The sequence below is a fragment of the Mobilitalea sibirica genome, from assembly GCF_015999265.1.
Classification (GTDB): domain Bacteria; phylum Bacillota; class Clostridia; order Lachnospirales; family Lachnospiraceae; genus Mobilitalea; species Mobilitalea sibirica.
Map to the genome: position 1 here is coordinate 111,209 of NZ_JAEAGR010000002.1, position 23,941 is coordinate 135,149.

The window sequence follows — 23,941 nt, forward strand, 5'->3', positions numbered from 1 at the left end:
TTATCTTTAAAGACAATTTGATTATATATTTTTGAGGTGATAATTATGCTGGAAATTAACAATGTAAGTGTTATGAACTTTGATAATGCGCTTCGCGGTGCAAGAAATCCTATGAACAGTTGGGAGAAAAGTGATAGCTATTATAATAGTAATGGTATATTTACAATAGGTGAAAATGATTTGAGTCTTGCTAAAAAACTATGTAGAGCAGGTAGTGACCATAGAAAATTCTTAAGACAGATATTTATATCTGCAGATATATATGCTCCATTATATTGGTGGAAGGAATTTGACACATATAAAATTGGAACTGTAGCTAACTCAACAAGTACTATGCATAAAATACATAGCCAAGAGATTAATATACAACAGTTTAGTCATGATAATATGACAGATAGATCAAAGGAACAGCTTGTCTTATTGATACAGAACTAAGAACATTATATAATGAAACAAAAGATAAAAGTTATTGGTATGATATAATACAACTACTACCTTCAAATTATAACCAGATGCGAACATGTTCATTTAATTATGAGACTATGATTAATATATATTATTCAAGAAAGAGTCATAAATTAAACGAATGGCATATTTTCTGTAATTGGATTAAATCCTTGCCATATGCAAAAGAACTAATTATGATAGAAGCGTAGTTAAGATTTCTCAATCAAATAGGGGGAGCAATATGAACATTGTAGTTTTAAATGGAACACCTGTTAAGGGAATAACTTATCATATGAAGGAAATGTTTCTGAGCCATATGCGCGACAAAAATCAAGTGACAGAGTTTTATCCGAAGGATTTTCCTCCATTTTGTGTGGGGTGTAAAGCGTGTTTCCTTCGTGGAGAGGAGAAATGTCCCCATTATAACTTGATGGAGCCGATTTGGAATGCTACTTTAAATGCTGATTTATTGGTATTCGCTTATCCAGTGTATGCTCTACGTGCACCGGCCTCCATCAAATCAGTACTTGACCATTATTGTGTTCATTGGATGGCGCATCGACCAGAGCCTGAAATGTTTGAAAAGACAGCTGTAATCATAACAAATAGTGTTGGAGCTCCTAATGGTTCTGCACAAAAAGATGTCAAAACCAGCATGTCGTGGATGGGAGTATCTAAAGTTTATACCTATGGGGTAGGTATGATGGGTGATATTTTCTGGAATGAGATAAAAGATAAGAATAGGATAATGCTAGAACGAAAAATGGAGAGTCTTGCTAATAAGGTAACGATTGTAAAGCCTCGCCGTCGAAAAAGCTTAAAAGTCAATATGTTCTTCCTTATGTGCAAGAAGATACATAAAAGCGCATTAAAATCTGAAACAGAACTTAGTCTTGATACAAAGCATTATATAAAACATGGATGGATAAAACCTAGAACTTTAAAATCATAACGAGTAATGATACTTGAAAGGACGGTATATGAGTTTAATAAAAGATGAATATCCAATATTAGAAAGAGACACAGAACAATTAGCAGTTATAATGCCCAATAGGCGAAATGAGTATAGTTTGCCCGAAAAGTGCGTATTTGCTTTTTTAGGTGATGTGACGGATCATTATGCATTACAGCATGAGTGTAAAGTAATTGCACAGTTTGAGTCCATTACAAAAACATATCCAATCTACAGCACGGTATATAAGGATGAAGAAATTTGCTTTTGCCAAGCGCCCTGTGGTGCGTCGGCTGCAACTCAAATATTAGATTTTCTAATAGCATATGGGGTCAAGTATGTGATAGCCTGTGGAAGTTGTGGTGCATTAGAAAATATAGATGAAAATGAAATCATAATTCCAAATGAAGCTTTACGGGATGAAGGAACTTCATATCACTACATCAAACCATCTAGAACAATCAAAATCTCCGATCGTGCTATCAATGCAATAAAGAGGGCAGCTGATATTTGGAAAGTCAGGTACATAGAGTGTAAAACCTGGACAACAGATGGGTTTTATAGAGAAACTAAGGATATGGTCGAATATAGGAGAGAAGAGGGATGTGTGGTTGTGGAGATGGAGTGTTCCGCTCTAGCAGCCTGCTCAGAGTTTAGAGGCATAGAATTTGGACAAATATTATTTACAGCGGATACTCTATTTAATCCGGAAGATTATGATGAAAGAGACTGGGGGACATCCTCCTATGATATTGCATTATTGTTATCGCTGGAAGCAGTAAGAATAATTTAGTAATGGTACTTTGATAAAAGACGACAATCTTAAATATTAAGTAGTAAATATTGTTTATAACAAATTTAAATTATTTATAGTAACACAATATGTCTGATGGGATTTTTTCAATCGGTTGAATGATTGATGAATCAAATAATTTTAATAAGGAACTTTAATTCATCTTTCCGGAAAGGTAGCTTAATGATATATAAAGGAAAAACTTATAATAAAATTATTCTGGTTGGAAGTGCAGGAAGCGGAAAAAGCTACTTATCAAAAATAATAGCTTATTATACGAAAAAGCCTCTAATACACCTGGACAATGAATATTGGAAACCGGATTGGACTGCCACGCCAAAACAAGAATGGATTGATAGACAGAAGGCATTAATAGCCGGTGAAAGCTGGATCATTGACGGTAACTATCATAGTACGTTGGAACTGCGGTTTGAGGCGGCAGATTGTGTTATTTTTTTAGATATCAATCGATTAATCTGTGTTTATGGAGCTTGGATAAGACATGGGAAGAAACGAACAGATCTTCCGGACTATCTGGAAGAAAAGAAGGATAAGGAATTTTTTGAATTTATCAAATGGATCTGGGATTTTCCTAAGAAAGGACGAAACAGGATATTACAGATGCATAATCTATATCCTGAGAAACTGTTTATTGTATTGAAGAATCGAAAAGATATAAAGAACTTCATAAAGGAACTGGAGAAGCAAAATAAAAGAGAGGTGAATATTCTGTGATAGAAGGAAATAAAGTGATCATTAGACAGCTGGAATTAGGTGATGAGGATTTTTTGCATAAATGGAGAAATGATGCTAAAGGGAATCTGTACTGTGGCTTTCAATACGGTTTCTTATTGAGTAAGGAAGCATTTCGACTAGAATTGAAAGATCAAATAGAAAATAGACAGGTGTTCACTAAAGATAAGCTGTTTATCATATGTAAGAAAGAAGACTTAACACCGATTGGAGATATATCTTATCGTAATTGGGACCATAGGAATAGAAGTGCAGAATTTGGAATTGAGATAGGCGAAGTTGATGAAAGATCTAAGGGTTATGGATTTGATGCACTTTATCATTTTATTGATTATATGTTTAACTCTCTTAATCTACATAGAATTGAGTTAACGACGTTCGCTGATAATCTAAAGGCCCAAAAGCTTTATGACAGGTTAGGATTTAAGACAATTGGTATCATGAGAGAAGCAAGCTTTGATAGTAGAACCGCCAGTTATATGAATATATTGTATATGGATTTGTTACGAAGAGAGTGGGATGAAATCAAAGCTAATATGGTAAATAATTAATGATTTACTTTTATATTCATCAGATATTGATGAATATAATGTATGACTATAATGAAATGGTATAAGGAGGTTGTATTTGAAAATGAATGAATTACATAAGTTAGAGAAAAAAGATATTGAACAATGTGCCGACCGTGTCGCAAAAGCATTTTATGACTATCCAATGTTTCAACATATCTTAGGAGACAGATTAAACCATGAAAATATTAAGAGTGTTCTTTCGTTTTTAATGAACTTTTCTTGTTTATATGCGAAAGCGTATACGGTAACCCAAGAATTAGAAGAAGTTATATTGTTTACTGATTATAAGAATTATAAATTTAGCTTAATCCGGTCCTTAAGATCAGGAGGTTTATCACTTATGAAGATGGGTTCGGATGTCGGACAAAGATTTAACTCGTTTGATCGTTTCACACAGGACATACATAAAAATTGCATGAAAGACAGAGAACATCAGTATATCATATTGCTCGGGGTAAATCCCGATAAACAGGGCCAAGGTTACGGGAGTAAATTAATTAAACATGCGCTTGCAGTTGCCAAAGAAAAAGGACAGCCAAGTTATCTGGAGACTCACGGTGAAAAGAATGTAGCTTACTATAAAAAGTTAGGCTTTAAGGTAATCTCCGAAGATATATTACCCGGAACGGATATACTTCAATATGCTATGTTATATGAATAAATAGATTGTATTATTGGTAGGATATCAGTCAATTGATATCAGCTAACTGATTTTATTACAGCACCTATAGAGAGTGATGCTATAGGTGCTTATTTTCTATAGATACTTTTGATATTTAATTCGATAAGGCTAAAGTCTAAGCTACTGTTATTATGAGCAGAAAAATTAGGTAGTTTTTGTCTTTGATTAATGGTACAATATTAATTGGTTAATTGTTGTAAAAAACAGCATGATAGATTTAAAATATTTTCTGGAGTATAAGAAAGGTATTCATTATGGGCAAGACGAATAATAAAAAGATGAGTAAAATAAAACAATTCATTCCTATCTTGTTTTTTATGTTAATAGGAGCTATGTGTGGAGTATTAATCGTTGAATTTATTGAGAATATGGACACGGCAGGAAAGTCCATAGGTCAAATGATACTCTCAGCTGCTTTACTATTCATAGGTATGTATGTAGCAATATTTCTACAGATTATCATCCACGAAGCGGGACATTTGATTTTCGGAATTATGACGGGATATCGTTTTTCCTCTTTTCGTATTGGAAGCCTTATGTGGGTAAGAGAAGGTGATAAGATTAAATTCAGTAGACTTTCAATTGCGGGAACCGGCGGACAATGCCTTCTCATTCCACCGGATATGAAGGATGGAAAATATCCATATATACTATATAATCTCGGTGGAGCAATGATTAACTTTTTATCAGCCCTGATATTCGCTGGTCTTGCATTTCTTAGCAGGGATACCGGAATTGTGTTTCCGCTTTTCATGATGCTGGCAGTGATCGGTGTTGTTTTTGCTTTTATGAATGGTATTCCTTTAAAATTGGGAACCGTGAATAATGACGGGCATAATATTATTTCTCTTGGGAAAGACAAGGAGGCTTTACGGTCTTTTTGGATTCAGATGAAAGCCAACGGGCTAATTGCCTCTGGACACCGACTGAAAGATATGCCGGATGAATGGTTCGAGATGCCTTCCCAAGAAGCTATGAAGAACAGTATGACTTCTGTAATGGGTGTATTGGCTTGTAATCGACTGATGGATGAAATGAAGTTTGAAGAGGCCGAACAAGCTTATGAAAAACTTCTTCATATGGACACGGGTATTATCGGACTTCATCGAAATCTAATGGTGGTGGACTTAATCTATTGCGAACTAATTGGAGAAAACAGACAGGACCGACTGGATGATATGTTAGATCAAGAACAAAAAAAGTTCATGAAAGTAATGAAAAAGTTCCCTTCGGTACTCCGGACTGAATGTGTTTACGCACTACTGGCAGAAAAAGATGATGCTAAGGCTTCACAAATCAAAGCGAGATTTGAAAAAATGGCAAAGAATTATCCTTATCCGAGTGAGATTGATGGGGAGCGCGAACTGATTACATATGCATATAACTTAGAAAAGAGTGAAAAGTTTTAGAATAAACTAGATTTCATAAGCTAAGAATACGAGTTTATACTTCGAGGATTAAATAAGATAGTGTGAAATATTTTTTCAAAGGTTATTAGTAATATGATAAAGACTATTAACAAAAAAAATTCCGAAAACCTTATTTCTAAAGCTTTCGGAAACTTCAAGATTTTTTAAATGCGGATGAAGGGACTCGAACCCCCACGAGTGTTAGCCCGGCAGATTTTGAGTCTGCTGCGTCTGCCATTCCGCCACATCCGCATTTGTGACGAGGATTATTCTAACACAATTAAATTTATATTTCAAGTATGAAAATAAAAAACAAACAGAAAATAACGTTGACCCCAAAGGAGCGGCTATTATGACATGTATGAGGGCACAGAGTTTAATCACTCCCTTCATTAACGACGAACTGAATATCAAGGAATTAGAGGAATTTATTGAACATGTTCGTTCCTGTAAAGAATGCAGGGAGGAGCTTGAGGTATATTATGCCCTTTTAACCGCCATGAAACAGTTGGATGAGGATAAGAATCTATCCGATGATTTCAGTATGGAGCTTTCCGCAAAGTTAGAGAAAGCACAGGAAAAAATCATTCATATTAAATTTGCTTATTATCGAAAGAAAGGTATCCTGATTTTTATTATTATAATGTTAGCATTTTTCATCAGTTTCCAGTATGCTTTCATAAGTCAGGAAAAGGAAAACCCCGTAACCGAGAGTACATTCAAACTTCGTACTGAGTTTCAGAAACGAAGGTATGAGTTGATTGACATAGAACTAAAAGAGAAGCTCGAAGATCAGGGATGGGACTATTAACCATAGTAAACCCGGTATAAACGATATAATTTAATAATGGAATATATTAAATTCGTATAAGATTTTAACAAAAGTGAATAAATTACGAACTCTAAGATTAGTATGAAAAATAATGGTATATCAGGGATATGCTATAAGCAATACAAGAAGCAGTACAAGCACATGATAGATTATGTAATATATATGGACAAGTATTTATAACAAAATGAATGATATTACGAACCGGATTTATTCGGATGGTTATATGAAAGATGGAAAGGAGGATTTCGTAGGTTATTTATACAGTCTCATTACCTACGAAGATATTTATGGATAAAAATAAAAAATTAGTTCTAATTGATGGCCACAGTATATTAAATCGTGCATTTTATGGATTACCGGATCTGACTACCTCAAAGGGAGAGCATACGAACGCAGTTCTTGGGTTTTTAAATATTATGTTTAAGATTTTAGAGGAAGAGAAGCCGGATTATCTGGCAGTGGCTTTTGACACCAGTCATCCTACCTTCCGCCATGAGATGTTTGCCGAGTATAAAGGTACCAGAAAAGGAATGCCGGATGAGCTTAGAGAACAGGTACCGGTGATGAAAGAGGTCTTAAAGGCCATGCATGTCAGCGTAATCGAAAAGCCCGGCTTTGAGGCGGATGATGTTCTGGGTACCTTAGCAACTAAGGCAGAGAAAGAAGGGAATCTTGTGTCCTTAGTATCAGGTGACCGGGATCTGTTACAGCTTGCCAGCGAGAAGATTAAAATCCGGATTCCTAAGACGAAGAGAACCGGCACGGAGATTGAAGATTATCTCGCTCAGGATGTATTGGATCGGTATCAGGTAACACCAAAGCAGTTTATTGATTTAAAAGGACTCATGGGAGATCCTTCCGATAATATTCCGGGGGTACCGGGGATTGGTGAAAAGACAGCAGGTAAATTGATTGGGACATATCAATCCATTGAAAATATATACGAGCATCTGAATGAGATGGCTCCCGGTAAGGTAACAAATTCCCTGAAAGAAAATCAAGACAAGGCATTCTTATCGAAGGAATTGGCTACGATCTGTACAGATTGTGAGCTGGACTTTAAGATGGAAGATGCTAAGATTGGCAACCTATATAATGAAGAGGTATATCTCTGGTTTAAAAAGTTGGAGTTTAAGAATCTGCTTTCCAAATTCCAGACGGAGGAGGTAACCCTTACAACCGGTATTGAAGAAGGCTTTACTACGGTTGAGGATTTGGCTGAGGCAGATAAAATATTTGGCATGATGGATGAAAAGGTAGCACACCCGGTGGGGCTTCATCTAATCGTAGAAGAGGACAGTATTATTGGTCTGTCCTTATGTAATAGTGAAGAAAACGTATATTATATCAGATGTACCGATTTTATTACACAGGATTATCTAAGGGAGAAAGCCAATAAGCTAGCGAAAGGATACCTGGTATCTGTGATTGGATTAAAGGAACTGTTACCGTATCTTGCATTTTCAGAGAAAGACAATGTATTTGATGCTTCAATAGCAGCTTATCTTTTAAACCCCGTTACCGATACCTATCATTATGATGATATTGCCAGAGATTATCTGGCTCTTACGCTTCCTTCTAGGGAGGATTTACTTGGTAAGGCTTATCTGTCAAAGGCAGCGCAGGAGAACCCTACAGCTTTTCTATCCTATGCCTGCTACAGTGCCTATGTGGCTTACCGGTCTGCAGAGAGACTTCGGGATCTGTTATATCGTTCGGAGATGCTGCATCTATTTGAGACAGTAGAGATGCCTCTGATTTATACCTTATATGATATGGAGGTTAGGGGAATTCGTGTAGATAAAGAGGATTTAAAGGTTTATGGGGATCATCTGGAAACCGGTATTTTATCCTTAGAAAAGCAGATCTATGAGCAGGTGGGAGAAAGCTTTAATATCAATTCTCCGAAACAGCTGGGAGTGATACTCTTTGAGAAGCTACGACTACCCTTTGCAAAAAAAACTAAAACCGGTTATTCCACGTCAGCGGATATTCTGGAAAAGTTACAGAGTGAGCACCCCGTGGTGGCAATGATTTTGGAGTACAGACAACTGACGAAATTAAAATCCACCTATGCGGATGGCCTTGCGGGTTATATCAGAGAGGATGGAAGAATTCATGGACGTTTCCATCAAACCATCACGGCAACAGGTAGGATCAGCAGCACTGACCCTAACCTTCAGAACATTCCAATCCGCATGGAACTGGGAAGACAAATTCGTAGGGTATTTATACCGGAAGAGGGATATGTGTTCTTGGATGCGGACTATTCTCAGATTGAACTGAGGGTGTTAGCTCATATGTCAGAGGATGAGAAATTAATAAATGCCTATAAGGAGGCGAAGGATATTCACCGTATCACGGCATCCGAGGTGTTCCATACTCCATTTGAGGAAGTGACTCCGGCACAGCGAAGTAGTGCGAAAGCCGTTAACTTCGGTATTGTCTATGGTATCAGTTCTTTTGGACTTGGTCAGGATTTAAATATTAGCAGAAAAGAAGCGCAAATGTATATTGAAAAGTATTTTGAAACCTATCCTAAGATCAAAGCTTATCTTGATAAATTAGTGGCAGATGCGAAAGAGGAAGGTTATTCTACAACCTTATTTGGACGCAGAAGGCCGATTCCTGAGCTTAGTTCCAGTAACTTTATGCAGCGCTCCTTTGGTGAGCGGGTTGCCATGAATTCTCCAATTCAAGGAACTGCAGCTGATATTATTAAGATTGCCATGATTCGGGTCAATCAAAAGCTTAAGGAGTTAAAGATGCGCTCCAGACTCATACTTCAGGTTCATGATGAGCTTTTGGTGGAGACGCATAAGGAGGAAGTAGCTGAAGTATCAAAAATCATGGTAGAGGAGATGCAGGGAGCTGCCGAGCTTATGGTTCCTTTAGAGGCTGAGGTAAAGGAAGGAAAGAACTGGTTGGAAGCTAAGTGATTTTCATAATATGTTATATTCATAGGTTGAAATCCTGATTAATTACTTTTATAAAGAAATTAGCCATGTAATTTATTCATAAATATAATTAATATCTTGAGTGCGGATGATATCAGGATAAAACCAGGATACAAATAGGATATGTCTATGCCGATGTAATATTAAAGGAGAATTTAATCATTGAAAATGAGATTATGAAATAAATGAAATAAGCTAATAGAATTGTCATAAAATAAACAGGATATAATCAATAAATAAATCGATAAATCAAACATTATATATGTTATGATTATTGAGTAATATAGCGAGGATAAGAAATTGATTTATGACCCGGCACATTCAGATAAGAAAGAGAATAATAATAAGATGAAAATCATTGGGATTACCGGTGGTATTGGTAGCGGTAAATCTTTGGTAGCTAAGCTTTTGGAGGATAAATACAATGCTTATGTCATCAATACCGATGAAATTGCCAGAAAGCAGATGGAACCGGATGGGATTAGTTATCCGGGAGTTGTTCGTTATTTTGGTGATGAAATCCTTCAAAAGGACGGCAAGATAGATAGAGTCCGTTTAGCACAAATTGTTTTTGCTGATAAGGATAAGCTCCTTAAAATAAATGAACTTACCCATCCTTTGGTTTTGGAAGAAGTGCAGCATAAAATCAGTGAAAAACGTAAGGAAGGGACTACGGATTATTTTGTAATAGAAACAGCCCTTATGATTGAATCCGGTTATGATACCGCCTGTGATGAGGTTTGGTATGTATATGCACCTGAAGAGGATAGAAGAAGTCGGTTAAAAAGAGACCGGAATTATACCGATGATAAGATCGATGCGATCTTTGCCAGTCAAAGCAAGGAGGAGGATTTTCGCAGAAAATTTTCCAAAGTGGTTGAAAATGACGGAAGTAAAGAAAATCTTGAGGAACAGATTAATAGATTAATCATGTCTATACAATAGAGTTACGTGTCAATCATTAATTCTTAAAAAGCAGTTATGATCGTTTGAATTGAATAAAGAACAATTTTATATAAAGTAATTTTACTTCAATACAGAAGTATTAGATTATTCATTTACTTATAGGTTCTTGACATTGTATATAAACATATCTGATATAGACAATGTCGAATCTTTCCTTGACAAAAGTCATGAAATGAGGGATACTCAGTTAGAATATTAAGTGAGGATAAGGAAGATTAACATGAAATTATGCAGTATAGCAAGCGGCAGCAGTGGCAATTGTATCTATGTCGGCAGTGAACAGACCAATTTATTAGTGGATGCCGGTATTAGTGCAAAGCGAATTGAAAACGGACTAAACGGCATTGATATCATGCCTGATACTATACAGGGAATACTGATAACCCACGAGCATTCGGATCATGTGTCAGGTCTAGGAATTCTGGCCAGACGTTATCATATACCAATTTATGCAACAGGGGAGACAATTAAAGCGCTAAAGCGGATAAAATCCCTTGGGAACATATCCGAGGATCTTTATTGTCCCGTAGAACCCAATAAGACATTTGAGATAAACGACATTAGTATAGAACCCTTTGCAACCTCCCATGATGCTTCTGATCCGGTCTGTTATACGATGCAGGCTAGTGGATATAAGGTGGGAATCGCTACGGACCTGGGTATGTATGATGATTATATTGTATCAAAGCTTAGTGATTCGGATCTTCTTATGGTAGAAGCAAATCATGATGTTAATATGCTAATGGTAGGTAAATATCCGTATTATCTGAAACAGAGAATACTTGGTAACAGAGGGCATCTTTCCAATGACACCTCTGCAGATTTAATCAGTAAATTAATGAATTATAAATTAAAACATATATTACTTGCACACTTAAGTAAAGAAAATAACTATGAAGAATTAGCTTACGAAACCGTATGTTGCGAACTTACAAACAGAGGATGCGATTTTGCATCTCTTCATTTGAGTGTAGCACATAGAGAAAGACCGTCAGAGATGGTACTTTTATAGATTATTAAATACGAAAGGCATGGTTGATATTATGAAGAGAACTGTAATTACAGTGGTAGGTAAGGATAGCGTAGGAATTATAGCAAAGGTTTGTACCTATCTGGCGAATAATAAAATTAATATTCTAGATATTTCCCAAACGATTGTACAAGGGTTTTTTAATATGATGATGATAGTGGATACTTCCGAAACGCCAAAGGCTTTTGATGTGATATTAGAAGAGTTAGAACAGATTGGCACAGAAATCGGTGTAATAATAAAAGCACAGCATGAGGATATTTTTGATAAAATGCACAGAATATAGATAGGAGACGGATAACATGATTAATATACATGAGGTCATCGAAACCAATAAGATGATAGAACAGGAAAACCTGGATGTCAGGACGATTACACTCGGCATCAGTCTCTTGGATTGTGCAGGGCCGGATTTGGCTGAGGTAAATGCTAAAATATATGATAAAATCACCACGACGGCTAAGGATTTAGTAGCTACCGGGAACAAAATACAAAGGGAATACGGTATTCCCATTGTGAATAAACGAATTTCTGTTACGCCAATTGCCTTGGTAGGTGCGGCGGCGTGTAAGACGGTGGAAGATTATGTATCAATAGCAAAAACTCTTGATCGGGCAGCTGCCACAGTAGGTGTTAATTTTCTCGGAGGTTATTCTGCTTTGGTGTCTAAGTCCATGACAGCAAGCGATGAACTGTTAATCAGATCCATTCCACAAGCGCTTTCTCAGACAGAGAGAGTCTGCAGTTCTGTGAATGTAGGTTCTACCAGAACCGGTATCGATATGAATGCAGTTAAGCTCTTAGGCGATATTATCCTTGAGACAGCACAGCTGACAAAAGAGAAGGATTCTATTGGTTGTGCCAAACTTGTGGTATTTTGTAATGCACCAGATGATAATCCGTTTATGGCCGGTGCTTTCCATGGTGTAACCGAAGGAGATGCGGTAGTTAATGTTGGAGTTAGTGGACCCGGAGTAGTGAAAAAGGCGCTGGAAAGTGTCCGGGGAGCAGATTTTGAAACCCTATGCGAGACGATTAAAAAAACTGCATTTAAGATAACCCGTGTTGGTCAATTGGTAGCACAAGAAGCATCTAAAATGTTAAATGTACCATTTGGCATTGTTGATCTTTCTTTGGCACCGACACCTGCGATAGGTGACAGTGTGGCAGAGATCTTAGAGGAAATCGGGTTAGAGTATGCAGGTGCACCGGGGACAACCGCTGCATTGGCACTTTTAAATGATCAGGTGAAAAAGGGTGGTGTTATGGCTTCCTCTTTTGTAGGAGGACTAAGCGGTGCCTTTATTCCGGTAAGCGAAGATCAGGGAATGATTAATGCTGTGGAAGCCGGAGCGTTAACCTTAGAGAAATTGGAAGCTATGACTTGTGTTTGTTCTGTAGGACTTGACATGATTGCTATCCCCGGAGATACCAAGGCTACTACAATTTCTGGAATTATTGCGGATGAGATGGCAATCGGTATGATTAATCAGAAGACAACTGCAGTTAGAATTATACCGGTAATCGGGAAAACAGTAGGAGACAGGGTTGAGTTTGGTGGGCTGCTGGGTTATTCACCAATTATGCCCGTAAATCAATTTTCCTGTGACAATTTTATTAACCGTGGCGGAAGAATACCGGCACCGATCCACAGCTTTAAAAACTAAGGAGTATGACTTTTTTCATCATTAGAATCTAACATATTAATGTATAGTAATTGTAGCATTATATTATATAAAATAATTAAAATGAACCGGACCAGGATGTATGTCGTCTAATCTATGCGATTTCCCGTCAAACAAGACGGCCTGGCCCCCGGTTCTATGTTGTGTAAGCAATAAAATATTTCATAGGAAAGGCAGTGTTAAGATGAATAAGAGCTTGGAACAACTGGACTATAAGGGGATTTTTAAATACTTTACAGAAATATCTAAAATTCCGAGAGGTTCGGGTAACGAAGGGGAAATTAGTAAATATCTGGTGACATTTGCAAAAACGCATAATTTGGAGTATACTCAAGATGAGGCGAAAAATGTAATTATGATTAAGGAAGCTTCTCCCGGTTATGAAGATGAACCTGCCATTTTACTTCAGGGACATATGGATATGGTATGTGAAAAGCTTAAGGATTCCACTCATGATTTTCTCAAGGATGAAATTAAGCTAATTGTCGATGGGGATTTTCTTCATGCAGACGGTACCACCCTGGGAGGAGACAATGGAATTGCAGTTGCTTATATCTTAGCATTGTTTTCAGATGAAACCTTACCTCATCCGAGGCTTGAGGCGGTAATAACAACCGATGAAGAAGTAGGAATGCTTGGAGCTAAAGAGTTAGATCTTTCTGGTCTAAAAGCAAAATATATGATTAATATGGACTCGGGAGAGGAAGGATATCTGCTTGCCAGCTGTGCAGGAGGTTTAACAGGAACCTGTTACTTACCGATTAATCGTATCACAGAATATGGTAAAAAAATCAAGGTAAGTATCGGTGGCTTAATTGGTGGTCATTCCGGTATGGATATCGTAAAAAACAGATCCAATGCCAATAAGGTAATGGGACGTTTGTTGTTTGATTTGAGAGAAAGTGAGCAATTCGGAATAATCCATATGGAGGGTGGCTTTAAGGATAATGTTATCCCCAGGGAGGCTTACGGCGAACTTTTAGTTACTGTAGATGAAACAACGAATAATTCGAAGGATGAAAAGGCATTAACTGAAGCGTATCTTAAGATAAAAAGTAGAATAGATGAACTTACTAAGGCATATCAGCACGAGCTGTCCGGTAGCGAACCGGATTTGAAAATAACAGTAGAAGATCTGGGTGACGGGGAATATCCTATGCTTCATCCTGTCTCCTTTGAAAAAGTGCTTTTTATGCTGGTAAATATGCCATATGGAGTACAGGTAATGAGTTCTCATATCGAAGGCTTAGTGGAAAGCTCTTTAAATCTGGGTATTTTCAGATTGGAAGAGGATAAGGCGATTTTTTGTAACTCAGTTAGAAGTTCAATTGGTAACTATAAACATTATATCAGTAACCGTTTAAATTATTTGGTTAGTTTTTTGGGGGGAGACTACGAAGTCAGGTCCGAATATCCGGCCTGGGAGTATAAAAAAGAATCTCCGCTCAGGAATCATTTAAATCGAATTTATAAGGAACTATACGGAAAAGAGATGAAGGTAGAAGCAATCCATGCAGGACTTGAATGTGGATTCTTCCATGAAAAGATGCCCGGTATTGATATTGTATCAATCGGACCGGAGTTATACCGTATTCATACCATCGAAGAAAGACTTAGCATATCTTCGGCAATACGGGTATATAAGTTCGTAGAAACCGTTCTTAAAGAAAAAATAGGGGATTTGTAGATAATCGATAAGCATGAGTCTTACTACACGGACCGGGGGAGTCACAGTGGAACGTGTAACGTTAGTTTGGATTTTAATACCAAAGTAACAATTCTCTGACACATTTACATGATATTCTTCAAAGATATGGAACTTTTCAGAAACTCACACTAGTAACTCTAACTCCTTCACTTGGATCTGATGCTAAGTAGGGTTGTTCGTATACAAAGGGGAAACAGGAATGAGGCATAGTGAGGATTTCGCCGATTAAAGAATATGTAGCTGATGAGCAATCCGGCAAGTAATGGAGCAAGTCATAAGGGTTACAGTAGGTTTTTTGTGGTTGAGCACAACGATATTAGGAGATGAAATTATGAATAAGGGAGATACAAATTCAAATTTTGATTTTGATATGGATCCGGAATTTAATGAAAATTTTTATAAAAACATTGATAAGGTTTTAAGTGATATAGATGAAGATGAAACCATTGATGACGAAAAAAACAATGATAGTAACTATGAATTAGAGGATGAAGATGACACTTTAGAGCGTATGGCTCTTACGGATGAGATGGATGAAGAAACCGAGGAAGAAGTGAATGATGAGTTGAACGATATTAATGCTTCCCTCGCGAAACAGATTTGTGAAGAACTTCAAAGTATTGATGCCGGAAAAGCAAGTATAAAGAAGAAGAAACTACCAAAATGGAAGAAGGTACAAGGTGCAATTATTGTAGGGCTTATTTGCCTCCTTGGGTTTGCGTTTTTCCTTGGATTTACGAAACCGGGAAACCAGTTGCTTATGCGGATGGGTATAGATTTAGGTGGTAAGATATGGGCCACCTGGACCAGAGATTTTGAGAAGGAACCGGAATTAGTTGAGGATACGGATCGTTTAGAGGAGGATCTTAAGTCAGATGCTGAGGAAATAGATCCAAATACGATACTATGGCCTGAGCTTCCGGGCCAAGGAAGGCATGAAGATTACGCTTATAATATACTCTTATTAGGGGAAGAAGCAATCGGTTCCGGATCAGCAAGAGGAAGAACAGACCTGATTATCATTGCTACCCTCAACACAAAAGAGAATTCAGTTAAGCTTACTTCACTGATGAGAGATATGCTGGTACAGATACCGGGATATCAGGATAATAAACTTAATTCTGCTTATGAAAAAGGCGGAATACCTCTGTTATATGAGACGATAGCATTAAACTTCGATATAAAGCTGGATGGCTGTGTCATGGTTAACTTCGAAAACTTTGAAAAGATCATTGATAGGCTGGGAGGCTTGGAGATAACCCTGACGAAGGGTGAAGCAAAATATCTAAATACAACGAATTATATCTCAAAACCGCAATACAGAACAGTGGTTGAGGGTAAACAGAAGTTAAACGGTAACCAGGTCTTAGGATATTCCCGTATCCGTAAAAGAGCAACAATCACTGGTGAGAATAATGATTACGGAAGAACAGACAGACATAGAATTATCTTAAATGCGATATTTGAAAAGTATAAAACCACCAGCAAGGTAGATCTGGCTTCTATTATGTTCAGTGTATTACCTATGATTACTACCGATATTAATGGACAGAATTTTGAAATGCTTTTAAATACTTTTATCGATATGGGAACTATGGAAATCGAACAATTAAGAATTCCTGCAGAAGGAACCTTTACCGATAATGTTAAAGTTCGAGGTATGGATGTTTTAATTCCTAATAAAGTTGAAAATATAGAGATATTACATGATTTTATTTTTGGAGAAGAGTAACAGCAGAAATGGATTTCGGTAAGTCATACCAAGTAAATTCATCTGCATGAAATGGCACATGAAACACAATGAATTATATATTCTGTTGTTTGAGCAAGTGCATGTATGCATTGGGAAAAGGGGGCATACATGCACTTGACTGATGCAATAGTGGGGCCTCTACAGGAAGAGGAAATCACCTATTGAATAAAATGAAATCCTACGAGGCACAATGCCAATAAAGATAAACAAAGCCCCTAGGATTTGTCTTGGATCTAATGTGGATACGTGTCTACAGTTATAAATCTATTATAACCATCATATAATGATGCATCATATAAGTTTAAATCTTAGTATGATAATTCCAATATTACAATTAAGCTTATAGGAGGGGTTTTAAGCAACAGCTGACTTAGGATTTGTAAGAAGTTGCATAAACCGAATGCACATCAATATCAGGTGGCGGTGGTAGATTGAAGAGACTGTTAAGAAAGGCAGAGAAGATTTATAATCATTTATTCCGTACAAGGAGGATCTTTTTTTTCTATCTTGTATTACTTATTTCGGTATTATTTATTACAGGATTTGAAATGAAACTCTTACATACGGAGATACTAGTGAAACAGATAAAGCAGGAAGGTATTGATTATGATGCTTTTCGTGATTTGCGGATAAATGAGAAAGTAATTAGAAAGATTGATAAGAAGGTAAAGCACATAGTTAAGCAGCATCCTAGGCTGAAAGGATATGCTTATATTGATAATATTGCATATTTGACCTTTTCCATGCTTGCGAAAGATTATAATCCGGTAGCCCACGGTGTATCGGACGTAGATACCTTCTTGAGGGGAATTGGCGATGTAGCAGGGACAGAAAGCTTTCAGGAGCTATATCGATATTATAAAGCGATTTTTTCTGACCTTATGTTTTTTCCGGTTCCGAGTAAAAATTCTAAGGAAGAGGATATTGAATATTGGGACACCTGGTATGATCTTCGTAAATACGGTGGAAACAGACGCCATGAGGGAACAGACCTTATGGCTATAGAAAATGTCCGGGGAATCTTACCGGTGGTTAGTATGACCGACGGCATTGTAGAGAATATGGGATGGTTGGAACAGGGCGGTTACCGTATCGGGATAAGATCGGAAGCTGGTGGTTATTTCTATTATGCCCACCTGGATACTTATGCACCGGAACTAAAGAAAGGTGATAAGGTGATTGCCGGACAGCTGTTAGGCTTTATGGGAGACTCTGGTTATGGAAGCGAAGGAACCATTGGCAAGTTTGATGTTCATCTTCATCTTGGTATCTATGTGGATTCAATCATGGGGGAGATGAGTATAAACCCATACTACATTTTAAAAATGCTCGAAGACAATCGATCCGGTTATCTCTATGAATAAAAATAATTTATAAATTAAGCATCTAAACTCTTTTGTAATCATCAGGGAGATTAATATACCGAGTCGTATTTGATATATCTGATTTGTTGCACAACAACGATAAAAAAGAAAATCTTTATATTTCATGGTGGTTTATGGTATAATTACAGGCATAAATGCGTCAATATAAGAATATGGACAATCCACCATACGGCAAAATTTTATTACTGCTCAAGTTTGCGGGCTAACAGCAGAATGGAGTGAATTCATGGAAGTTTATCTTGATAATTCAGCTACAACGAAAGTAACTGAGAAAGTCAGAGACAAAATGATACAAGTGTTATATGAGGACTATGGCAATCCATCCTCAAAACACATTATGGGAATGAAGGCTGAACAATATATGAAGGAAGCTGCCGATATAATTGCATCGACACTTAAGGTTGATTCGAAGGAACTTATCTTTACTTCCGGAGGTACGGAAGCTAATAATTTAGCACTTATTGGCACAGCCTTGGCTAATAAACGAAGAGGACGGCATATTATAACGACTAGAATTGAACATCCAAGTGTACATCAACCTCTAATATATCTAGAACAGCTAGGTTATGAAATCAGTTTCATCCCGGTGGACAAGAGTGGAAAAATTATAAAAGAAAAGCTGTATGAGTTGGTGAAAGAAGAGACGCTTCTGGTATCTATAATGTATGTAAATAATGAAATTGGAGCGGTACAGGATATTCCCGAAATTATTAGAGAGTTAAGGCAGAGAAAGAAAGATATTCTGATCCATATTGATGGAGTACAAGCGTTTGGAAAGTATCGGATACATCCCAAACGGGAAGGGATTGACCTCTTTACCTTTAGCGGTCATAAAATTCACGGTCCCAAGGGAAGCGGTGTCCTCTATGTAAGTGATAAGGTGAAGCTCAATCCTATGGTTTTTGGTGGTGGTCATCAAAGAGGTAGAAGATCCGGTACGGAAAACGTTCCTGCTATTGCCGGAATAGGACAAGCAGTCTCAGAGCTTTATGAAGACTTCGATCATAAAATTAATAAAATGTACGAGCTGAAACAAACCTTCCTGAGGGAGGTAAGTAGGCTGGAAGATGTTACAGTTAACGGGCTTGTGGCAGAATGTACGGATGATTTTGACATGGAACAGCTTAAGAAGACGGCGCCCCACATTATGAGTGTAAGTTTTCAAGGTGTGAAAAGTGAGGTTTTCTTACATGCTCTGGAAGATAGGGGGATCTATGTATCCTCCGGTTCAGCATGCAGCTCCCATCATCCACAGCCCAGTGTGACGTTAACAGCAATTGGATTGCCAAAGGACTTAATGGATGCTACGCTGCGGTTTTCCATGTCTGATAAGACAACTATGGAAGAGATACAATATACATTGGCGAATATCAAAGAATTATTACCGATACTAAGAAGATATACGCGGAAGTAGACGGATTATCATTAGTTTAATAGATTAAGCAACAGGAATAAGTAAGTTATTACTACGAATATAAAACAAGAAATAACAGATGAGTATTATTATTTTATATAACTGATTGCATGGTAGGTATTGGTACAGTTATAATGACGTAATCAATAAAAGAAAGAAGTAAAGTTTATTAATATAACTCCAGGAGGAAGTTAAATGTTTAAAGCATTTTTGATAAAATACGCTGAGATTGGTCTGAAAGGAAATAACCGCTATCTCTTCGAGAATGCATTACGGGATCGTATGAAGGATGCATTAAAACCGTTAGGTGACTATAATGTCAGCAAGGAACAGGGCAGGATATTCGTGGAATGTCCTGATGAATATGATTATGATGAGACGATCGATGCACTTAAGAAGGTATTTGGTATTTCCTCTATCTGTCCTGTTGTGGTGATTGAAAGCTCAGAGTGGGATGCCTTGACTAAGGGGGTTGGTGACTATGTGGAAGCAATGTACCCAGACCGTCACTTTACCTTTAAGGTAGAGGCAAAACGAGCAGATAAGAAGTATCCATACACCTCTCCGGAGATTTGTTCCCATATGGGTGCTTATCTTCTAAGGCGTTTTGGCGAACTAAAAGTAGATGTTCATCAGCCGGAAGTACGTATTACGGTTGAGGTTCGTTCAAAGGCGTATGTTTATTCCATTGTGATACCCGGCCTTGGAGGTATGCCGGTAGGGACCAACGGAAAAGCCATGCTGCTTTTATCAGGGGGGATTGATAGCCCTGTAGCTGGATATATGATTTCCAAAAGAGGAGTATCCATGGCCGCCACTTATTTTCATGCTCCTCCCTATACCAGTGAAAGAGCAAAACAAAAGGTGGTAGATTTGGCTAAGAAGATTGCGAAATATACCGGACAGATAAAACTGTTTGTAGTTAATTTTACGGACATACAATTGTATATCTATGATAAATGCCCTCATGATGAGCTTACAATTATCATGCGCAGATATATGATGAAGATAGCGGAAAAATTGGCAGAACAAGAGGAGTGCTTGGGTCTTGTAACCGGAGAAAGTATCGGACAGGTTGCAAGTCAAACCTTGCATAGTCTTGCGGCAACCAATGAAGTATGTACCTTACCGGTGTATCGTCCTTTGATTGCTCTGGATAAGAATGAGATAGTTGATATAGCACAAAGGATCGATACCTTTGAAACATCCATTCAGCCGTTTGAAGACTGTTGTACAATATTCGTAGCAAAACATCCGGTAACAAAACCAAATCGGAAAACGATCAGACATTCTGAGAAAAATCTGGAGGAGAAGATCGAAGATATGATAGAGACTGCGTTAAGTACCGTGGAAACCATTGTAGTAGAATAATGGCGATGGTGTATGAAAGATTAACTATGATAAGGCAAAAAAAGAGCTGTTAGAAAGGATTGTTCTATCCTTTCTAACAACTCCAGATAAGCGATTATAAATTAGCCAACAATATAAGGTTTTAATATAGCTAGGATTTCTTCCATGTTCTCCTCGCTGTGGATGTTTAAATCGATTACCTTAGATAAATCAAGACTAAAGATACCCATGATGGATTTTGCATCTATAACGTATCTGCCGGAAACTAAATCAAAATCGGAATCGAATTTAGTCACATCATTAACAAATGCTTTTACCTTATCAATTGAATTTAATGATATTTTAACTGTTTTCATAGGGCCATGTTCCTCCTTTATTCGAATATATGTATATACTATATTTTAACAAATCAAAAGTCAATATACAAAGTTCATAAAAAAAAGAGGAAAAGTTGTGTAGGTTCTTATAGCTAGAATAAAATTAATATAAAAAGGTTTGTTGTAAAATACGGCTTTCAGGAGTATTACGTTAGATTATTCTCCAAGCGATTCATGATACAATACAGCCTTCATACCGTAATATTCATGAAGTAATTAATTACTTCTAAGTGAGTTGAAACATGATAAAGGGGAAATCAGGGTTAGAAAGGATAAGTATAATAAATGAAAAAGACAGCAGCATTTTTGACCCTCGGATGTAAGGTGAATACCTATGAAACCGAGGCAATGCGTGGGATGTTTGAGGCAGCAGGCTATGAAATCGTAGATTTTAAAGAGTTAGCTGATGTATATGTTATAAATACCTGTACGGTTACCAACATTGCAGATCGTAAATCAAGACAGATGCTGCACCAGGCCAAAAAAAGAAATCCAAAAGCAATCATAGCAGCGGTAGGCTGTTATGTTCAGGCAGCTGAACAAGAGCTATTGGCTGACAGTGCAGTTGATATTGTTGTCGGTAATAATAAAAAATCTGATATTGTCACCATGGTCGAGCGTTTCTATATGAGTAAGCATAAGGAAGAGCTGGTTACGGATATTAACAGGGAAAATGAGTATGAAGAGCTGCATGTAATCACAACCATGGAAAAAACCAGAGCATTTATTAAAATCCAGGATGGATGTAATCGTTTCTGCTCTTATTGCATCATTCCTTATGTTAGGGGGAGAGTAAGAAGTAGAGGTATGGATGACATTCTTTCCGAAATAACATCACTGACAAAAAAAGGTTATAAGGAATTTGTACTAACAGGAATTCATATATCTTCCTATGGAACAGATTTTACGGAGTTTATTCATGAGAAAGATGGCAATGAAGATATTGACGATGATAAGACTAGGATACCATTGGCACAATTAATTCTTCTGATCAGCCAGATACCGGGAATTGAACGAATAAGACTGGGTTCATTAGAACCGGGAATAATAACAGAGGATTTTGTTAACGCTGTATCAGGAGTGGAACAGTTTTGCCCACATTTTCACTTATCGTTGCAAAGTGGAAGTGATACGGTATTAAAACGAATGAATCGAAAATACACTGCAAGAGAATATTTTGATAAGGTAGAGTTATTGAAAAAGTTCTTTGAACAGCCGGCATTTACTACCGATGTAATCGTGGGATTTCCGGGCGAAACCCATGAGGAGTTTGAAGAAACTTTAGATTTTGTTAAAAAAATAGGCTTCTCACAGATTCATGTATTTAAATATTCTAAGAGAGCCGGAACAAAGGCTGCGAATATGTCCGGTCAAATCTCAGAAGAGATAAAAGGCATTAGAAGTAATAAACTGATTACGATAGCAAATAAAATGTCAAAAGAATACAAATCATCCTTTATGGGAAAAATAGAGAAAATTCTTATCGAAGAAGACCTTATGATTGATGGGAGAACCTACCAGGTAGGTCATAATGAAAGATATCTAAAGATGGCCATAAATTGTGATGAAAATCTTTCAAATCAGATTGTAAATGCTAAGGTAACAAGTTATTTAAAGGATGATATCCTTCTTTGTGAAATAACTCATTGAATTTTTTGACTAAATATATTAATATAGAATAAATAGAAAACTAATCCTATAGATCGATTAACAACACAAGTGCCTAGTCGCAGTTCGGGAGAAACTTATAATAAAGTGTTTGTTCCGGTTTAGTCATCAGAATGATAAGGAAGTGAAATAATGCCAAAGCCTAATAATACACAATTTTTTAAAGTGCAGAAGGATACTGAGGTTGTTGTAAGTGAAGTGATACAGACAGTTTATTCTGCTTTAACGGAAAAGGGATATAACCCTGTAAATCAGATTGTCGGTTATGTTATGTCTGGAGACCCGACCTACATAACGAGCCATAAGGGTGCTCGAAGCTTAATTATGAAAGTAGAACGGGACGAGATTATAGAGGAGTTGTTGCGTTTCTTCATCGATCATAAAATAAGTCAGAAAAGCACCAGATAATTATAGAGGGAGAACACACAATGAGGATTATGGGACTGGATTTCGGTTCTGTCACTGTAGGGGTAGCAATTAGTGATCCACTTTTGCTTACTGCGCAGGGAATTGAGGTAATACGCAGAAAGCAGGAGAATAAGCTGAGGCAGACACTAGCTCGGATAGAACATTTAATTGCTGAATACGATGTAACCTCAATTGTTGTAGGATATCCGAAGCATTTGAACAATTCCATCGGAGAACGGGCAATAAAAGCAGAAGAGTTTGCGGGGAAGTTAAGAAACAGAACGAATTTAGAAGTGATTCTTTGGGATGAACGTCTAACAACGGTGGCGGCACATCAGGTGCTTTCAGAGAGTGGACTTAATATTAAGGAAAAGGCCATGGTTGTTGATAAACTGGCAGCAGTTTTCATATTACAGGGGTATTTGGACAAGTTAAATTTTATTAAGAATGGAGAAATTAGTGGGGATATAGGAAAGGATTAGGTTGGGATATATTATGGATCAAAAACCAGAAGAAATTATCTTTACATCAGAGGATGGGGAAGAAGTGGTTTTTCAAGTTTTGGAACAGACCCGTCTAGGCGGCGTTAATTACCTCTTAGTCAGTGTCCCTGAGGAGGATGACGATGAGGCAGAGGCTCTCATTCTAAAGGATATATCGAAGGATACGGATGAGGAAGCTATTTATGATATTGTGGAAGATGACCGAGAGCTTTACATGGTTGCCGCAATATTTAAGGAACTACTAGATGATATAGAATTCGATTAATTGCATGAATATATAATTAGATGAAATTAGGT

Annotated in this window: 22 protein-coding genes, 1 tRNA gene and 1 pseudogene; 22 read left to right on the plus strand and 2 right to left on the minus strand. The window is 37.2% G+C overall.

All coding sequences use genetic code 11. The features are described from left to right. Window positions 1-45: 45 nt before the first annotated feature. From I5677_RS17480 to I5677_RS02430, 7 genes and pseudogenes are all read left to right on the plus strand, one after another. Window positions 46-656: pseudogene (locus tag I5677_RS17480) on the plus strand (hypothetical protein). Window positions 657-688: 32 nt separating this feature from the next. After that, a complete protein-coding gene (locus I5677_RS02405; RefSeq protein ID WP_197659979.1) occupies window positions 689-1,399 on the plus strand; it encodes a flavodoxin family protein in 711 nt (236 codons plus the stop codon). A gap of 28 nt (window positions 1,400-1,427) precedes the next feature. Continuing rightward, a complete protein-coding gene (locus I5677_RS02410) occupies window positions 1,428-2,192 on the plus strand; it encodes a nucleoside phosphorylase (RefSeq protein WP_197659980.1) in 765 nt (254 codons plus the stop codon). 183 nt (window positions 2,193-2,375) lie between these two features. Further along, window positions 2,376-2,927 (plus strand): P-loop NTPase family protein, encoded by a 552-nt coding sequence (locus I5677_RS02415; RefSeq protein ID WP_197659981.1) that lies wholly within the window; start codon window positions 2,376-2,378, stop codon window positions 2,925-2,927. Continuing rightward, the gene (locus I5677_RS02420) at window positions 2,924-3,496 is read left to right on the plus strand and encodes a GNAT family N-acetyltransferase (RefSeq protein WP_197659982.1); all 573 of its coding nucleotides are present in this window, start codon (window positions 2,924-2,926) and stop codon (window positions 3,494-3,496) included. Before I5677_RS02415 ends, I5677_RS02420 begins: the two co-directional genes overlap by 4 nt. An 82-nt stretch (window positions 3,497-3,578) precedes the next feature. Continuing rightward, window positions 3,579-4,178, plus strand: coding sequence for a GNAT family N-acetyltransferase (locus tag I5677_RS02425; protein ID WP_243456486.1), 600 nt, complete (start codon window positions 3,579-3,581; stop codon window positions 4,176-4,178). 275 nt (window positions 4,179-4,453) lie between these two features. Beyond that, window positions 4,454-5,608, plus strand: a complete 1,155-nt coding sequence (locus tag I5677_RS02430) for a M50 family metallopeptidase (protein WP_197659984.1) — start codon at window positions 4,454-4,456, stop codon at window positions 5,606-5,608. Between the two features lie 169 nt (window positions 5,609-5,777). Here the strand turns inward: I5677_RS02430 and I5677_RS02435 are convergent. Continuing rightward, a tRNA-Leu gene (locus I5677_RS02435) sits at window positions 5,778-5,860 on the minus strand. A gap of 100 nt (window positions 5,861-5,960) precedes the next feature. Between I5677_RS02435 and I5677_RS02440 the strand changes: the two genes are divergently transcribed. The 11 genes from I5677_RS02440 to thiI all read left to right on the plus strand — a co-directional run bounded on the left by I5677_RS02440 (window position 5,961) and on the right by thiI (window position 20,709). Then, on the plus strand, window positions 5,961-6,419 hold the full coding sequence (locus tag I5677_RS02440; RefSeq protein ID WP_197659985.1) for an anti-sigma factor family protein: 459 nt from the start codon (window positions 5,961-5,963) through the stop codon (window positions 6,417-6,419). A 308-nt stretch (window positions 6,420-6,727) separates the two neighbouring features. Continuing rightward, on the plus strand, window positions 6,728-9,379 hold the full coding sequence (gene polA / locus I5677_RS02445) for a DNA polymerase I (protein WP_197659986.1): 2,652 nt from the start codon (window positions 6,728-6,730) through the stop codon (window positions 9,377-9,379). Window positions 9,380-9,697: 318 nt separating this feature from the next. Then, window positions 9,698-10,342 (plus strand): dephospho-CoA kinase, encoded by a 645-nt coding sequence (gene coaE, locus I5677_RS02450; protein ID WP_197659987.1) that lies wholly within the window; start codon window positions 9,698-9,700, stop codon window positions 10,340-10,342. 241 nt (window positions 10,343-10,583) lie between these two features. Beyond that, on the plus strand, window positions 10,584-11,375 hold the full coding sequence (locus I5677_RS02455; RefSeq protein ID WP_197659988.1) for an MBL fold metallo-hydrolase: 792 nt from the start codon (window positions 10,584-10,586) through the stop codon (window positions 11,373-11,375). A 31-nt stretch (window positions 11,376-11,406) separates the two neighbouring features. Next, complete coding sequence (locus I5677_RS02460) at window positions 11,407-11,679, plus strand: ACT domain-containing protein (protein WP_197659989.1); 273 nt, start codon at window positions 11,407-11,409, stop codon at window positions 11,677-11,679. 16 nt (window positions 11,680-11,695) lie between these two features. Further along, window positions 11,696-13,060 carry a PFL family protein gene (locus I5677_RS02465; protein WP_197659990.1) on the plus strand — a complete coding sequence of 455 codons (1,365 nt, stop codon included), beginning with the start codon at window positions 11,696-11,698 and terminating at the stop codon, window positions 13,058-13,060. Between the two features lie 202 nt (window positions 13,061-13,262). After that, window positions 13,263-14,765 (plus strand): aminoacyl-histidine dipeptidase, encoded by a 1,503-nt coding sequence (locus I5677_RS02470; protein WP_197659991.1) that lies wholly within the window; start codon window positions 13,263-13,265, stop codon window positions 14,763-14,765. A 787-nt stretch (window positions 14,766-15,552) separates the two neighbouring features. Beyond that, window positions 15,553-16,518: an LCP family protein gene (locus I5677_RS02475; RefSeq protein WP_408632531.1), complete on the plus strand. Its 966-nt coding sequence runs from the start codon at window positions 15,553-15,555 to the stop codon at window positions 16,516-16,518. Between the two features lie 452 nt (window positions 16,519-16,970). Next, the gene (locus I5677_RS02480) at window positions 16,971-17,903 is read left to right on the plus strand and encodes a M23 family metallopeptidase (RefSeq protein WP_243456472.1); all 933 of its coding nucleotides are present in this window, start codon (window positions 16,971-16,973) and stop codon (window positions 17,901-17,903) included. A 247-nt stretch (window positions 17,904-18,150) separates the two neighbouring features. Continuing rightward, window positions 18,151-19,338, plus strand: a complete 1,188-nt coding sequence (locus tag I5677_RS02485) for a cysteine desulfurase family protein (protein WP_197659993.1) — start codon at window positions 18,151-18,153, stop codon at window positions 19,336-19,338. 195 nt (window positions 19,339-19,533) lie between these two features. Further along, a complete protein-coding gene (gene thiI / locus I5677_RS02490; RefSeq protein ID WP_197659994.1) occupies window positions 19,534-20,709 on the plus strand; it encodes a tRNA uracil 4-sulfurtransferase ThiI in 1,176 nt (391 codons plus the stop codon). A 101-nt stretch (window positions 20,710-20,810) separates the two neighbouring features. Here the strand turns inward: thiI and I5677_RS02495 are convergent, their stop codons facing one another. Beyond that, window positions 20,811-21,044, minus strand: coding sequence for an HPr family phosphocarrier protein (locus tag I5677_RS02495; protein WP_197659995.1), 234 nt, complete (start codon window positions 21,042-21,044; stop codon window positions 20,811-20,813). Window positions 21,045-21,350: 306 nt separating this feature from the next. Here I5677_RS02495 and mtaB point away from each other — a divergent pair, with 306 nt between their 5' ends. The 4 genes from mtaB to I5677_RS02515 all read left to right on the plus strand — a co-directional run bounded on the left by mtaB (window position 21,351) and on the right by I5677_RS02515 (window position 23,909). Beyond that, complete coding sequence (gene mtaB / locus I5677_RS02500) at window positions 21,351-22,715, plus strand: tRNA (N(6)-L-threonylcarbamoyladenosine(37)-C(2))-methylthiotransferase MtaB (protein ID WP_197659996.1); 1,365 nt, start codon at window positions 21,351-21,353, stop codon at window positions 22,713-22,715. Between the two features lie 150 nt (window positions 22,716-22,865). Continuing rightward, a complete protein-coding gene (locus I5677_RS02505; RefSeq protein ID WP_197659997.1) occupies window positions 22,866-23,141 on the plus strand; it encodes an IreB family regulatory phosphoprotein in 276 nt (91 codons plus the stop codon). A 20-nt stretch (window positions 23,142-23,161) separates the two neighbouring features. Continuing rightward, a complete protein-coding gene (gene ruvX, locus I5677_RS02510) occupies window positions 23,162-23,623 on the plus strand; it encodes a Holliday junction resolvase RuvX (RefSeq protein WP_197659998.1) in 462 nt (153 codons plus the stop codon). A 13-nt stretch (window positions 23,624-23,636) separates the two neighbouring features. After that, entirely contained in the window at window positions 23,637-23,909 is a 273-nt protein-coding gene (locus tag I5677_RS02515) for a DUF1292 domain-containing protein (RefSeq protein ID WP_197659999.1), read from the plus strand. Window positions 23,910-23,941: the final 32 nt, after the last annotated feature.

Excerpts from the sequence above, each read along its gene's own strand:
- I5677_RS02425 (WP_243456486.1), top strand. The coding sequence starts at position 3,579 with ATGAATGAATTACATAAGTTAGAGAAAAAAGATATTGAACAATGTGCC.
- I5677_RS02505 (WP_197659997.1), top strand. The coding sequence starts at position 22,866 with ATGCCAAAGCCTAATAATACACAATTTTTTAAAGTGCAGAAGGATACT.
- I5677_RS02495 (WP_197659995.1), bottom strand. The coding sequence starts at position 21,044 with ATGAAAACAGTTAAAATATCATTAAATTCAATTGATAAGGTAAAAGCA.
- I5677_RS02405 (WP_197659979.1), top strand. The coding sequence starts at position 689 with ATGAACATTGTAGTTTTAAATGGAACACCTGTTAAGGGAATAACTTAT.
- I5677_RS02430 (WP_197659984.1), top strand. The coding sequence starts at position 4,454 with ATGGGCAAGACGAATAATAAAAAGATGAGTAAAATAAAACAATTCATT.
- I5677_RS02470 (WP_197659991.1), top strand. The coding sequence starts at position 13,263 with ATGAATAAGAGCTTGGAACAACTGGACTATAAGGGGATTTTTAAATAC.
- I5677_RS02515 (WP_197659999.1), top strand. The coding sequence starts at position 23,637 with ATGGATCAAAAACCAGAAGAAATTATCTTTACATCAGAGGATGGGGAA.
- I5677_RS02485 (WP_197659993.1), top strand. The coding sequence starts at position 18,151 with ATGGAAGTTTATCTTGATAATTCAGCTACAACGAAAGTAACTGAGAAA.
- I5677_RS02465 (WP_197659990.1), top strand. The coding sequence starts at position 11,696 with ATGATTAATATACATGAGGTCATCGAAACCAATAAGATGATAGAACAG.
- I5677_RS02415 (WP_197659981.1), top strand. The coding sequence starts at position 2,376 with ATGATATATAAAGGAAAAACTTATAATAAAATTATTCTGGTTGGAAGT.
- I5677_RS02475 (WP_408632531.1), top strand. The coding sequence starts at position 15,553 with ATGGGTATAGATTTAGGTGGTAAGATATGGGCCACCTGGACCAGAGAT.
- I5677_RS02410 (WP_197659980.1), top strand. The coding sequence starts at position 1,428 with ATGAGTTTAATAAAAGATGAATATCCAATATTAGAAAGAGACACAGAA.
- polA (WP_197659986.1), top strand. The coding sequence starts at position 6,728 with ATGGATAAAAATAAAAAATTAGTTCTAATTGATGGCCACAGTATATTA.
- I5677_RS02455 (WP_197659988.1), top strand. The coding sequence starts at position 10,584 with ATGAAATTATGCAGTATAGCAAGCGGCAGCAGTGGCAATTGTATCTAT.
- thiI (WP_197659994.1), top strand. The coding sequence starts at position 19,534 with ATGTTTAAAGCATTTTTGATAAAATACGCTGAGATTGGTCTGAAAGGA.
- I5677_RS02460 (WP_197659989.1), top strand. The coding sequence starts at position 11,407 with ATGAAGAGAACTGTAATTACAGTGGTAGGTAAGGATAGCGTAGGAATT.
- ruvX (WP_197659998.1), top strand. The coding sequence starts at position 23,162 with ATGAGGATTATGGGACTGGATTTCGGTTCTGTCACTGTAGGGGTAGCA.
- I5677_RS02440 (WP_197659985.1), top strand. The coding sequence starts at position 5,961 with ATGACATGTATGAGGGCACAGAGTTTAATCACTCCCTTCATTAACGAC.
- mtaB (WP_197659996.1), top strand. The coding sequence starts at position 21,351 with ATGAAAAAGACAGCAGCATTTTTGACCCTCGGATGTAAGGTGAATACC.